The sequence below is a fragment of the Accumulibacter sp. genome, assembly GCF_023806625.1.
Lineage (GTDB): Bacteria > Pseudomonadota > Gammaproteobacteria > Burkholderiales > Rhodocyclaceae > Accumulibacter.
Genome location: NZ_JAMTDX010000081.1, coordinates 52,140 through 65,347 on the forward strand (window position 1 = coordinate 52,140; position 13,208 = coordinate 65,347).

Annotated in this window: 8 protein-coding genes and 1 pseudogene; 2 read left to right on the forward strand and 7 right to left on the reverse strand. The window is 67.9% G+C overall.

Going from position 1 to position 13,208, the window contains the following annotated elements; all coding sequences use genetic code 11:
- The first annotated feature begins 249 nt into the window (after window positions 1–249).
- Both NFW05_RS13380 and NFW05_RS13385 read left to right on the forward strand, forming a co-directional pair.
- The gene (locus tag NFW05_RS13380; protein WP_295307701.1) at window positions 250–2,106 is read left to right on the forward strand and encodes a DUF294 nucleotidyltransferase-like domain-containing protein; all 1,857 of its coding nucleotides are present in this window, start codon (window positions 250–252) and stop codon (window positions 2,104–2,106) included.
- Entirely contained in the window at window positions 2,103–2,804 is a 702-nt protein-coding gene (locus NFW05_RS13385) for an exonuclease domain-containing protein (protein ID WP_295307704.1), read from the forward strand. The genes NFW05_RS13380 and NFW05_RS13385 overlap by 4 nt, the downstream gene beginning before the upstream one ends.
- Before the next feature lie 62 nt (window positions 2,805–2,866).
- Here NFW05_RS13385 and NFW05_RS13390 read toward each other — a convergent pair whose 3' ends face one another.
- From NFW05_RS13390 to NFW05_RS13420, 7 genes and pseudogenes are all read right to left on the reverse strand, one after another.
- Window positions 2,867–4,204 (reverse strand): ArsB/NhaD family transporter, encoded by a 1,338-nt coding sequence (locus NFW05_RS13390; RefSeq protein ID WP_295307706.1) that lies wholly within the window; start codon window positions 4,202–4,204, stop codon window positions 2,867–2,869.
- A complete protein-coding gene (locus tag NFW05_RS13395) occupies window positions 4,201–4,683 on the reverse strand; it encodes a CBS domain-containing protein (RefSeq protein WP_295307709.1) in 483 nt (160 codons plus the stop codon). The genes NFW05_RS13390 and NFW05_RS13395 overlap by 4 nt, the downstream gene beginning before the upstream one ends.
- A gap of 184 nt (window positions 4,684–4,867) precedes the next feature.
- The gene (locus NFW05_RS13400; RefSeq protein ID WP_295307712.1) at window positions 4,868–7,951 is read right to left on the reverse strand and encodes an efflux RND transporter permease subunit; all 3,084 of its coding nucleotides are present in this window, start codon (window positions 7,949–7,951) and stop codon (window positions 4,868–4,870) included.
- Window positions 7,948–9,096, reverse strand: a complete 1,149-nt coding sequence (locus NFW05_RS13405) for an efflux RND transporter periplasmic adaptor subunit (RefSeq protein WP_295307714.1) — start codon at window positions 9,094–9,096, stop codon at window positions 7,948–7,950. The genes NFW05_RS13400 and NFW05_RS13405 overlap by 4 nt, the downstream gene beginning before the upstream one ends.
- Entirely contained in the window at window positions 9,093–9,752 is a 660-nt protein-coding gene (locus NFW05_RS13410) for a TetR/AcrR family transcriptional regulator (protein WP_295307717.1), read from the reverse strand. Before NFW05_RS13410 ends, NFW05_RS13405 begins: the two co-directional genes overlap by 4 nt.
- A gap of 99 nt (window positions 9,753–9,851) precedes the next feature.
- Window positions 9,852–11,507, reverse strand: coding sequence for an NAD(P)-binding protein (locus tag NFW05_RS13415; RefSeq protein WP_295307720.1), 1,656 nt, complete (start codon window positions 11,505–11,507; stop codon window positions 9,852–9,854).
- 4 nt (window positions 11,508–11,511) lie between these two features.
- A pseudogene (locus tag NFW05_RS13420) lies at window positions 11,512–13,017 on the reverse strand (polyamine aminopropyltransferase); the annotation flags it as partial.
- Between the last annotated feature and the right edge of the window lie 191 nt (window positions 13,018–13,208).

Sequence of the window (13,208 nt, forward strand, 5' to 3'; positions counted from 1 at the left end):
ATGGCACATCTTGACAACCTTCGAGAAAGCTGGCCGGTCGCCCGGCAATTCCCGCCCGGCGGCTCAAAGTCATCCGGAATCACGGCCTTGCCGCGAATCCAAGGGGCTTCGCGGCGGTCCTGCGACAGTTGGAGCGCGACGCCCGCGCACTGCTTGACCGTCTGCGGCGTCGCTCCGGCGGCGAGGCTCGGCGTGCGCGCGACATCGGAATAAACTGTGCACCCGCCGCCCCTGTGCCGGAGACACCAAGTGCATGACGAGCTCGCCGAAGTCCGCGATTTCCTGGCTCAATGTCCGCCATTCGACAGCCTCGACCCGGATGGCCTGGCGGCGCTGACCCGGCGTTTCGTCATTCGCTACCTCCGGCGCGGGGCCAGCTTCCCGCCGGAGGGGCAGCCGTGCCTCTGGTTGGTCCGCCAGGGCGCCGTCGAGCTGCGCACCGTCGACGGCGAACTGGCGCGCCGAATGGCCGAGGGCGATGTGCATGACGCGGCGTGTCTGCCGGACTCGCCCGAGATCGGCTGGGCCGGCCATGCCGTCGAGGACACGCTGGTCTACGGGCTGCCTCGCGGCGACCTCGAGCGGCTCTGGGAAGAGCACCCCGATTTTCGCCAGCAGTCGCTGAGCAAGCTCGTCGAACGGCTCCGCCGCGCCCGACGGCGAAGCGAAGCCGCCGTCGAACGTGACCTCGGCAGCCTGCCGCTGGCCAGCCTGATCGGCCGTGCGCCGGTCTGCGCGTCGCCAGCCGCAACGATCCGCGAAGCGGCGACACAGATGACCCGCGAGCGCGTTTCAGCGTTGCTGGTCGTCGATCGGGATCGCCTCTGCGGGATCGTCACCGACCGCGACCTGCGCAGCCGCTGCCTGGCCAGCGGGCTGCCGGACAGAACGCCGCTGTCGGTGATCATGACCCCCGACCCGTGCACGCTGCCCCCGGATGCGGCCGGCTTCGACGCCGTGCTGACGATGACCCGCAAGGGCATCCACCACCTGCCGGTGGTCGACGGCCAGCAGTTGCTCGGCCTGGTCAGTAGTACCGACCTGCTGCGCGCGCAGCGGATCAGCAGCGTGCATCTCGCCGACCGCATCCATCGCGCGACCGACCTCGCCGAACTGGTCGTGCGGTGTGCGGAGCTGCCCGAACTCTGGCTGAATCTCGTGCGCCGCGGCGAAGGCGCGGTGGTCCTCGGGCGGGTCGTCTCGGGGATCGCCGACGCTCTGGCTTCGCGCCTGCTGGTGCTCGCCGAACGGCGTCTCGGCCCGCCGCCAGTCGGCTACGCGTGGATCGCCTTCGGCTCGCAGGGACGCCACGAACTCTCGCTCAACTCCGACCAGGACAACGCCCTGGTTCTGGCCGACGAATTCGAACCGGAGCAGCACGCGGCCTACTTCACCCGCCTCGCCCACGAAGTCTGTGGTGGCCTCGCAGCCTGCGGCATCCAGCCGTGCTCGGGCGAAATGATGGCCACCAACCCGCAGTGGCGCCAACCCGTCGCCGCGTGGAGCCGGCTGTTCGGCGACTGGATCGATCACCCGGACCCGCACAAGGCGCGCCTGGCGTCGAATCTCTTCGACTTCCGGACCGTTCACGGCGACGATCAGCTGACCGCTCCGCTGCGCGAACAGATCGCCCGGCGCTGCACGCAGCATCAGACGCTGCTCGCACACCTGGTCGTCAACACCTGCGCCGCCCCGCCTCCGCTCGGCTTCTTCCGTCAATTCGTGGTCATCGGCGACGGCGAACACCAGGGGGAACTGGACATCAAGCGGCATGGCCTCCTGCAGATCGTCGATCTGGCGAGGATCCACGCCCTTGGCAACGGCATCCGCGAGACCGGAACGGTCGGCCGACTGCGCACCGCTGAAGGCACCAGGCTGCTGAGCCGTGAAGGTGCCGAGACGCTGGCCGCGGCGTTCGAGTTCCTGCTCGGATTGCGTACCCGCCATCAGCAGGAGCAGATCGGCAAAGGGCTGCGACCTGACAACTTCGTCGCCCCGGCGACGCTCGGCGCTGCCGAAAGACACCACCTGCGCGACGTCTTCGTGGCCGTCGCCAGACAGCAGAAGGCCCTGCTGCTGGCCTTTCCGCACGCCGCCAGGTCATGAAGCCGGCCGGCCCGGGGCTCGCGACGGCGGTGCTTGCGCTGCGCCGCCTCTGGCACCGCCACCGCCTGCGCGCCCGATCCGCATCGCCGCTGCTCACCCATCTGGCGGCACCGCTCGCCGATCGCCGGCAGGACTGGCGGCAGGCACGCTACCTCGCGCTCGACCTCGAGACCACCGGCAGCGACGCGCAGCGCGACGACATCCTGAGCTTTGGCTGGGTCTGCCTCGACGGACCGGAGATCCGTCTCGACAGCGCACGCCACCGACTGGTCCTGCCACGTGGCCTGCTCGACGAAGCCAGCGTCAGCGTCCACCGGATCACCGATGACCGCGCCGCGGGTGGCCAGAGGCTCGAAGATGTGCTCGCCGAGTTCCTCGAAGCGCTCGCCGACCGCGTGCTGATCGCCCACTACACACCGACCGAATTGCGCTTCATCGACGCGGCGTGCCGGGCGTGCTTCGGCGGACCCTTCCTGCCGCTGGCCATCGACACGCTCGACCTGGCCCGCCGCACGATGCCCGGACCCGAACGTGGCAGCCTGCGCCTCGCCGCGCTGCGGGCCCGCCACCACCTCCCTCGCTACGCGATGCATCACGCGCTGTCCGACGCGCTGGCTGCCGCAGAACTCTTTCTCGCGCAGGCGGCGAAGGCTTCGGCTCAGGGCCGCAGGACCCTCGGCGACTTCCTGCTCGGCTGACGCCGTCGATCCCCCCGCGACCTGCGCCACTCCCAGGTCGCCCGGCAAGTGATCGTCTTCGCTCAGAAGTAGCGCCACCAGAGGTACACGTGACAGATCGCCACGTGCACCAGCATCAGCGGAAAGGCGACCCTCGTGTAAGTGCCGAAGCGGAAGGGAATGCCGTTGCGCTCGGCGATTCCGGCGACCGTCAGGTTGGCACTCGCGCCGATCAGCGTGCCGTTGCCACCCAGACACGCGCCGAGCGACAGGCACCACCACAGTGGCAGCAAGCCCTCGGCACCGCCGAAAGCCGGGGCCATCGACTTGATCAGCGGGATCATCGTCGCGACGAAGGGGATGTTGTCGACGATCGCCGAGAGAACCGCCGAGGCCCAGAGGATGCTGAATCCGGTCGTCGCGAAATCGCCCCCGGTAGCGGCGAGGAGCTGGTCGGCGAGTAGCCGCAGCAGGCCGGCATGCTCGACGCCGGCGATGACGATGAACAGGCCGATGAAGAAGAAGATGGTGATCCACTCGACCTCGTTGAACACCTTGACGACGCTCTCGGACTGCTCCTCGGCCGACTTGCCGAGGTTGTCGAGCATCATCAGCAGCGCGGCTCCAGCCATGCCGATCGTCCCCGAGTCGAGCCCCAGCGGCCGGGCGAGGACGAAGAGGACGATCACCAGAGCGAGCACCGCGCCAGCCAGCTTGAGCAGCCGCGCATCGGTGATTGCGTCCCTTTCGTTGAAGGCCATCACCCGGGCGCGCAGCTCCGCCGAGGAGAGCATCTTTCGACCCCAGATCAGATGCATCGACACGATGTGCACCGCCAGGACGACGACGATCACCGGCGTCAGGTGATAGACGAAGTCGTTGAACGACAGGCCGACCTGCCCGCCGATCAGGATGTTCGGCGGGTCGCCGATCAGCGTCGCCGTGCCGCCGATGTTCGAAGCGAGGATCTGTGAAAAGAGGAACGGATAGGGATTGACCTTGAGCGCTTCGGTGATGATCAGCGTCACCGGCACGACGAGCAGCACGGTCGTGACGTTGTCGAGGAACGCCGAGACGACGGCAGTGACCACCGCGAGCATCGCCAGGATCCCCGCCGGGCTGGCCCTGACGAGCTTCGCCGACCAGATCGCCAGGTACTCGAAGACGCCGCACTTGCGGGTGATCGAGACGATGATCATCATTCCGACGAGCAGCCCGATCGTGTTGAAGTCGATCCCGGCAACGGCCTGCTCCTGGGTCAGCAGGCCGAGCATGATCATCAGCATCGCGCCGAGCAGCGCGACGATCGAGCGGTTCAGGCGCTCGCTGATGATCACCCCGTAGGTCGCGATCATCAGCAGCGTCGCCAGCCACAGCGGGCTCATTCCAAGGATCTCGGCAGGTGCGGTCGCAGGGATCATTTGAGCCTCCCGAGCCGGGCAAGAACGTCCCAGACAGTGACGACCCCGAGTAGTCGGCCGCCGTCGACGACCGGCAGGACCGTCCTTTCGCGATGCAGGTAGCGGATCACCTCCATCAGCGGGTCTTCGGGGCCGACGACCGGCGCTTCGGGATCGCAGTGCAGCCGGACCGGGTCTTCGGCCACCGCATCGATTCTTTCCTGGAGAGTCTGCAGCGTGTCCTGGATGAAGCCTCCCTGAATGTGGGCGAGGGGGTGCTGAGCGTCTTCGCGGCGCAGCGCTCGCGGCATCGCCAGGGCGACCAGCCGACTGCGCGGCAACATCCCGACGTAGCGACCGTCGCGTTCGGCAATCGGCAGCGCAGGCACGCGATGGCTGACCATCGTCTCGAGCGCCAGGCGCAGGCTGTCGTCAGGCTTGAGAACGGCCGGCGGGATCGACATGATCGACCGGCAGAGGGAATCGGGATCGCTTTTCATGGGGTCTCCGGTGGCACGGCCAGCCGCGTCGAACGACCCGCCGAACTGGCGGGACGACCGCGCGAACCGGCAACAGGGAAAAGAGAGAAGCGAAGAGGGAATAAGATCAGTATGCGGGGCCTTCCGACGGGCTGTCAAATCGGTAGTCCGGCGGGTCCGCAGCGCTTGCCCCCAGGAAACGGGATCAGGGCCGAGGGGCTTCGACGCGGTGCCAGGCAGCATAGAGGGCCGGCAGGAAGAGCAGCGTGAGCAGCGTCGCGACGATCAGTCCGCCCATGATCGCCACGGCCATTGGCCCCCAGAACACGCTTCGCGTCAGCGGGATCATCGCCAGGATCGCCGCGGCGGCGGTCAGCGTAATCGGCCGGAAGCGGCGCACGGTCGAACCGACGATCGCCTCCCAGGGTGGCTTCCCGGCCTTCTCGTCCTGCTCGATCTGGTCGACGAGGATCACCGAGTTACGCATGATCATTCCCGAAAGTGCGATCACCCCGAGGTTGGCGACGAAACCGTACGGAACCTGAAAGATCAGCAGCGCCAGCGCCACGCCGATCAGCCCGAGCGGAGCGGTGAGCAGCACGAGCAGCGTACGCCCGAAGTTCTGCAGCTGGATCATCAGCAGGGTCAGGACGCCGACGAACATCAGCGGCATCACCGCCTTGATCGACTCCTCTCCCTTCGCCGACTCTTCCGTGGCTCCCCCGGCCTCGATGCGGAAACCGGCCGGCAGGCTGGCGCGAATCGCGGCGAGCTGCGGCTCGATCTGGGCGGTCACCGCGGGTGCCTGCATCCGGTCGCGGACGTCGGCACGAACGCTCACCGTGGGCAGGCGATTACGCCGCGCGATCACCGGCTCCTCGAGTTCGTAACTGATCCTCGCGAGCTGGGCAAGCGGCACGTAGCGACCGCTCGCCGTATGAATGTTCATGTCGGCGAGTGCCGAAATCTTCGCCCGATCTTCGCCGGCCGCGCGCGCGACCACGTCGATCAGCTGGTCACCCTCGCGCATCTGCGTGACGGCGATTCCGGTGAGCATCGAATTGAGGAACGCGGCCAGTTGCTGCGAGCTGATCCCCAGGGCGCGTGCCCGATCCTGGTCGATTTCGATGCGAATCGCCTTGCCCATCTCGTTCCAGTCGAAGTTCACTTCGCGGAGATGAGGATTCGCGCGCATCACCCCGGCGACTTCGGCAGCGACTCGGCGCAGTTCGCCGAGGTCGTCACCGGAAACCCGGAAAACCACCGGGAAGCCGACCGGAGGCCCGTTTTCGAGGCGCAGCACGCGGGTGCGCAGGCCGCCCCACTTTTCCGTCTCCTCGGCAAAGCGGCTCTCGAGGCGGCGCTTGAGATCCTCGCGGGCCTCGATGCCGTGAGTGGTGATCACGAACTGCGCGAAGCTGTCGTTGAACAGTTGCTGGTCGAGCGGCAGGTAGAAGCGTGGACTGCCGTTGCCGATGTAGCTCGCGTAGGTGCGGATCGAGCGCTCGATCTCGGGCTCGGCGAGCAGTTCATCGACCTTCCGCGCCGCGGCTTCCGTCGCCCTGAGCGAAGCGCCGTTGGGCAGCCAGAGATCGACGAGCAGTTCCGGTCGGCTCGACGCCGGAAAGAACTGCTTCTGCACGCCCAGCGAGAGTCCGATCAGCGAGGCGACGAAAGCGGCGACGGTGGCCCCGATGACCAGGCCGCGACGGTGCAGGCACCACTCGACGATCGCCCGGACGCGCCCGTAGAACGGCTTGGCGTAGACGTCTTCGCCGTGGCGCTGCGCCTCTCGATGCAGCTTCCCGGCGTCGAGAACGAGGTAGCCGAGGTACGGCGTGAACAGCACCGCAACCAGCCAGGAAACGAGCAGGGCGATGCTCACCACGGCGAAGATCGAGAAGGTGTACTCGCCGGCCCCCGAGCGCGCCAGACCGACGGGCATGAAGCCGATCGCCGTGATCAGCGTGCCGGTGAGCATCGGGAAGGCCGTTGAGCTGTACGCGAAGGTCGCCGCGCGGAAGCGGTCCCAACCCTGCTCCATTTTCACGACCATCATCTCGACGGCGATGATCGCGTCGTCGACGAGCAGCCCGAGGGCGATCACCAGCGCGCCGAGCGAAATGCGCTGCAGATCGATCGCCAAGGCATACATCAGCAGAAAGGTCACCGCCAGGACCAGCGGAATGGACAGCGCGACGACCGCACCGGTGCGCAGGCCGAGACTCAGAAAGGACACAGCGAGGACGATCAGCACCGCCTCGCCGAGCGAGGACATGAACAGGTCCATCGACTGGCGGACGATCTGCGGCTGGTCGGCGACGAGGTGTACGTCGATGCCCAGCGGCAGCGAACTCTCGAGGCGCTCGATCTCCGCGTGCAGGCGCTCGCCGAGCCGGATGACGTCGCCGCCACGGGTCATCGCCACAGCGATGCCGATCGCGTCCCGTCCCTGGACGCGCATCCGCGGCGCCGGCGGCTCGGCGAACCCGCGCTCGACCGTCGCGATGTCCCCGAGACGGAACAGCCGCCCCTCGGCCTGGATGCCGATCTCGCGAATGCTCTCGACCGACTTGAAGTCGCCGGAGACGCGAATCCGCACGCGATCCGACGGCGTCTCGTAGAAGCCCGCCGGGGTCATCGCGTTCTGCCTCTGCAGCGCGTCGAAAATGGCCAGCGGGTTGAGGCCGAGCGTCGCCAGCTTGGCATGTGAGACCTCGATGTAGATCCGCTCTTCCTGCACGCCGATCAGCTCGATCTTCTTGACGTCGGGAATCCGGCGGATCTCGCGGCCGATGCGGTCGGCCTCGCGGCGCAACCTTGCCAGGTCGAAGCCGTCGCCGGTCAGCGCGTAGATGCTGATGAAGGTGTCGCCGTACTCGTCATTGATGAACGGACCGAGAACCCCCTGCGGCAGCGTCTGGCGCATGTCCCCGATCTTCTTGCGCACCTGGTACCAGGTCTCCGGGACCTCGCGCTTGGGCGTGTAGTCCTTGAGCAGGACAGTGATCAGCGACTCGCCCGACCTCGTCTGCGAACGCAGAACGTCGACCCACGGCACTTCCTGCAGGCGTTTCTCGATCCTCTCGGTGACCTGGAGCTGGAGTTCCTCGGCGGTCGCGCCCGGCCACAGCGTGCGCACGACCATCGCCTTGAAGGTGAAGTCGGGGTCCTCGGCCCGACCGAGCCGAAGGTACGAGAGCACCCCGCCGATCATCAGCACGACGATCAGGAACGCGGTCAGCGGACGGTGCTTGAGCGCCCATTCCGAGAGATTCGGGAGACTCATCGGCCGCCAGCCTCGCGTCCTCCCCCCGCCGCCGTGCGTCCCGAAGCGCCGGGCTGATGCGCAGGCGCAATGGTCAGCACGCGAATCCGCTCGCCCTCGCTGAGCTTGTGTACGCCAGCGACGACGATCCGCTCGCCGGCCTCGACGCCATCGTCGACGAGCGCCGTGTCCTCGCGGTAGCGGGCAACCACGACCGGCCGAAGGACGACGCTCTGCTCGTCTCTGACCACCCAGACGGCCGGTTTCCCGTCGTGCTGGAACAGCGCGGTGAGCGGCACGACCAGCCTCTGGCTGCCGTTCCGGCGAACGAAGCGCACCGTCGCGGTCATCCCGAGGAGGACCTTCGAGTCTGCCTCGCGGATCGACACCCTGGCTGCATAGGTCCGCGTCACCGGATCGGCGACCGGCGAAACTTCGCGCAACATCCCCGAATAGCTGACCGTTTCGTCTGCCCACAGGCCGACCTCGGCGACGCCCAGCTCGCGCACTTCGGGCATCCGTGCCTCGGGAATCGCGATCGCCACTTCGAGGGTGTCCGCACGGGCCAGCCTCATCACCGTCTGGCCAGCCGCGACGACCTGCCCGACCTCGGCCGAAATCAGCCCGATGACCCCCGCCTGCTCGGCCTTGAGCACCGTATACGCCGACTGGTTGCGCGCGAGATCGGCCTGCGCCCGCGCCGCCTTGTAAGCCATCTCCTTGGCGTCGAGCGCCGCCTGGCTGACGAAGTTCCTCTCCCGGAGGTTGCGGAAGCGCTGAGCGTCGGCAGCCGCGAGTTCCAGCTGTGCATCGGCGGCAGCAACCGAGAGCGCCGTATCCGCCGGATCGAGGCGGGCCAGCACGTCGCCCGGGCGAACCGCCGCACCCGCGTCGACGAGACGCGCAGCGATCTTGCCGGAGATGCGGAAGGCCAGCGGCGTTTCATAGCGCGAGCGGACCTCGCCCGAGAAGCTCAGGACTTCATCGCCGGCGGTCCGACCCAGCACGATCGTCATCACCGGCCGGGACGGCTCGGCTGCCGGCGGCTCGCGGCCGCAGCCGCCGAGCAACACGAGCACTGCTGCGCCGATCAGCAGACGGGGAAATCGACGACTCGCGGTAGCGCTCTCGGCGCGCAGCGCCAGCCGCCCGGAAGCTTCCCTCACGACCTCTTCAGTCCATTGACGAGCAACTCGAAATGCGTCTCGAGGTAGGCTTCGGGGGCAATGCTTCCGGTCGCCAGCGGCAGCGAGAAGCGCGACACGGCGAGCAGCAGCAGCGGGGCGATGACGATATCGACGGCCGCGTCGACGTCGAGCGGGCGGAACTCACCCTCGGCGATGCCCCGCGCGATCGTCGCCCGAACCAGCGCCCGGCCGCGGTCGAGCACCTGCTCGCGGTAGTACTGCGCCACTTCCGGGAAGTTCCTTGACTCGGAAATGATCAGCTTGGTCACTCCGGCAAGCGGCGTGCCGCCGATACGTTCCCACCAGCCAATCAGCAACGCGTGCAGCAGGTCGGCCGTCGACCCCCTGAAGGCCGCGACCTCGTGCTCGGCGAGCGACAGCGCGGCGACCATCCCTTCCTCGATGACCGCCCGGAAAAGCGCCTCCTTGCCCGGGTAGTAGAGGTAGAGGGTGCCCTTCGAGACGCCGGCCGCAGCGGCGACGTCGTCGAGGCGCGTCGCCGTGTAGCCCTTGTCGACGAACAGCCTGAGTGCCGCCGCTGCGAGCTCGGCCGGGCGGGCGTCCTTGCGCCGCCGGCGGAGATCAGGAGTCGGCGACAGGGAAGTCGCTGGCGGTGGCGAGGCTGGGTGACGCATCGGGAAACGGCGATCGGCGCCTGTAGTGACTGACCAGTCAGTAATATATGACGCGCTTCGCCTCTCGTCAAATCGACCGGAACTGGCGCTGGGCAGCCTTCAGCGCAGGGATGTCGGGTGGCGCACACCGAGGCGGCGCAGCGTCCTCTCAGCCGCGAGGACGCCGCGGTACTGCGCCTCCTCGAAAAGCGAGAAACCGCTGAGGTCGGCGTGCGCGAAGAGCACGTCACCGCCTTCGCCGGCGAGGCGCTGGCGGGCGTCGCCCCAGATCAGGCCGGGAAGCGGACGGACCATCGCGTGGCCATTGCGGTAGACGTCGAGCCGGGTGGTGACCTGCCGGATGTCGGGATGCGGGCGCTCGAGATCGGCGAGGATCTCTTCGGCCCAGACCTCGCGCGGCGTATCCCGCAGCACGGCGCGGCCCTCCTGCGGACTGACCGAGTCGAGCGCGCGGTACCAGGTCCATACGCTGTCCGTGCTGCGCAGGCGCATCGCCTGATGCGTGGCGATCACGTAGCCGAGTCCGGCGCTGTCGTGCAGCACGTTGTCCCAGGCCGGCGGAGCACCGGCACGGTCGACCGGCAAGCGCGAGAGCGTCAGGTTGGCGATCAGCCAGGGCGCGTAAGTGAAGCCGCGCGCCGCCGCCTGCAGATCGGCACGCCCGGCAAAGATCCGCGGGACGAGGAACACCGGCGCGGCCCAGATCAGCTGCGCGGTCAGCACGCGCAGCGTTCGCCGCTCGGTCGGCAGCCAGAGGTCGACGGCCACCGGATGCGCGCTCGAGCGCGTCTCGCCGGCGAGCACGCGATGGGCGAGCGCCCCGGTCAGCAGGCGATCGCCGGCGCGCGCACGGATCGACTCGAGCATCCCGCGGACCAGCCAGGCATTGCCCTCGGGTGCGGTGAGCACGGTTTCGCCAGCCGCGTTCGCGGCCTCGCCGTCGCGGCAAGCAAAATAGTGAATCCCCGCCCAGGCCGAAACGGTGGCCGAGTCTGCCCCGTAGTCGTCACGGCAGGCGTGATTGACGTACCAGTGCAGCTGCGGCAAATCGAGACCGAGCGAGAGCAGCCAGTCGCGCATGCTGACCCTGTCCAGCGCCAGCAGAGCCGCATCCCGGCTCGACAGATCCATCGGCAACGCGAAGGCCCGCCGCCCGGACGCGTCGCGACGATGCCGAAAGTCGTCGACGAGTTCGGCAAAGCGCCGAATCTGCTCGCGAGCCGCGCGATCGACGCCCGCCTGGGGCAGCAAGCCCTCCTGCCAGCGCCCATTGAGGTAGAGACGCTCCTGCGGCGTCGCGCAGAGGTAGCGTTCGTCGTAGACCGGTCTCGCTGCTCGCGGGTCGCCCTCGAGCACCCCGAGTTCGGCGAGCAGTTCGCGCACCGCCGTAGCCTCGCGGGTCGGCAGCGGCAGGTAGTGCGCGCCCCAGGGGTACGCGCTGACCGCATTCCGTCCGGCACGCGAGTTGCCGCCCGCCTCGTCCTCCAGGTCGACGATCAGGAAGTCGCTGAAGCCCGAACGAGCGAGCTTCCACGCCGCGGACAGCCCGCCGACTCCCGCACCGACGATCAGCACCGCCACCTTGCGCGTTTCTACGGCCTCGGCAAGCCGCGCGTCGCGCAGCAGATGGCCGACCTCGAGTGCCGTTCCCCGCAGTTCCCCCGGCGGCAGCGGCGGCCCGCCCGAACGACGACAGCCGGCAAGCGTGCCAGCTCCGGCGGTGGCGAGCGCGCCCAGGAAGCGCCTCCGATCCATTCGCCTAGCGGATCACCTGCCGCCACTCCTGCTCGAAATAGCGCACCAGGACCTGATTGTTGAGCCGGTTGACCTCCGCTTCGACCCGCGTCATGTCCTTCGGAAAGTCGAACATCGCCTCGGCGGTCTCGGCGGTCAGGAAGCGCGTGTCTACGGCAAAAGCCTGCGGCGGATGATAGGGCCGCCGGCCGGCGAGGACGAAACCCCATTCGCCGAACGAAGGAACCAGCGCATGATACGGAGTCGCGATCAGCCCGACACTCTCGATCGTCGTGACGATGCACCAGAAAGCCTGGCGCGCGTAGAGCGGCGAAGTCGACTGGATGACCGCCAGCGCGTCGCCGGCGAGGTGCTTCTCGAGCAAGCGGTAGAACGCCGAGCTATACAGCTTGCCGATCGCGAAATTCGACGGGTCCGGGAAATCGACGACGACGAAATCGAAGAGCTCGTCGTTCCGTTCGAGCCACTGCAGCGCGTCGTCATTGACCACGGTCACCCTCGGGGAGCGCAGGGCATCGCCATTGAGTCGGCGAAGGGGCGGCGCGGTGGCGAACAGCCGGGTCATCGCCGGGTCGAGATCGACCAGCACCACCGAGTCGACCTGCGGATACTTGAGGATCTCGCGCAGCGCGAGGCCATCGCCGCCGCCGAGGACGAGCACGCGGCGGGCGCGCGGCAGAGCCGAGAGCCCCGGGTGAACGAGTGCCTCGTGATAGCGGTATTCGTCGCGCGAGCTGAACTGGAGGTTGTTGTTCAGGTGCAGGCGCAGGTCGTCCTTCCAGCGCGTGACGACGATTCGCTGGTAAGGCGAAGTCTCCGCATGGACGATCTCGTCGGTGTACAGATGAACCTCGGCGAGCGAGGTGAGTACACCGGCCGCGGCGAAGGCCCCGAGCAGCGCAAACAGCGCGATCAGGCCCTGCACGCGCAGCAGGCCACCGCGCGCCAGCTGCGCACGGAAAAGCCACCAGGCCCAAAGCGCGACCGCCACGTTGAGCAAGCCGAAGAGCAACGCGCTGCGCATCAGGCCGAGATGCGGTACGAGCAGAACCGGAAAGAGGATCGACACGGCGAGCGCACCGAGGTAGTCGAAGGTCAGCACCTGCGAGACGAGGTCCTTGAACACCAGGTCCTGTCTGAGTATGCGCATGATCAGCGGAATCTCGAGCCCGACCAGGACGCCGATCGCGCAGACGGCCAGGTAGAGGGCGACGCGGAACGGCGCCGACGACCAGGTGAACAGGAAGAACAGGCCGGCGGCCGAGAAGCCGCCGAGCACGCCGACGAGCAGCTCGACCTGGATGAATCGCTCGACGAGGCGTGACTCGACGTAGCGCGACAGCCACGAGCCGATGCCCATTGCGAAAAGGTACGCGCCGATCACCGTCGAGAACTGCGTCACCGAGTCGCCGAGCAGATAGCTGGCCAACGCCCCGGCGATCAGCTCGTAGGCCAGGCCGCAGGAAGCAACGACGAAAACCGAGAAGAGCAGCGCGTGTTTCATCGCGAGGTCGCAGGCATGACGCGCATTGTATCCCCGGGCGCGATCAGCGGCGACCTGGCGGCGTGCGCCCCGGCGCGGCGAATCAGCGCACGACCGGCGACATGGGCTACCATTCGGGCAACGGGCACACGGGGCTGGCGCCAGGGAAGGCCGAACCCCGCGCGCCATCGGTGGCGTTCACCCACACACGCGAGCAA

What these genes read in the sequence shown, in the direction of transcription:
- NFW05_RS13385 (WP_295307704.1), top strand. Translation starts at nt 2,103, where the DNA reads ATGAAGCCGGCCGGCCCGGGGCTCGCGACGGCGGTGCTTGCGCTGCGC.
- NFW05_RS13390 (WP_295307706.1), bottom strand. Translation starts at nt 4,204, where the DNA reads ATGATCCCTGCGACCGCACCTGCCGAGATCCTTGGAATGAGCCCGCTG.
- NFW05_RS13395 (WP_295307709.1), bottom strand. Translation starts at nt 4,683, where the DNA reads ATGAAAAGCGATCCCGATTCCCTCTGCCGGTCGATCATGTCGATCCCG.
- NFW05_RS13400 (WP_295307712.1), bottom strand. Translation starts at nt 7,951, where the DNA reads ATGAGTCTCCCGAATCTCTCGGAATGGGCGCTCAAGCACCGTCCGCTG.
- NFW05_RS13410 (WP_295307717.1), bottom strand. Translation starts at nt 9,752, where the DNA reads ATGCGTCACCCAGCCTCGCCACCGCCAGCGACTTCCCTGTCGCCGACT.
- NFW05_RS13415 (WP_295307720.1), bottom strand. Translation starts at nt 11,507, where the DNA reads ATGGATCGGAGGCGCTTCCTGGGCGCGCTCGCCACCGCCGGAGCTGGC.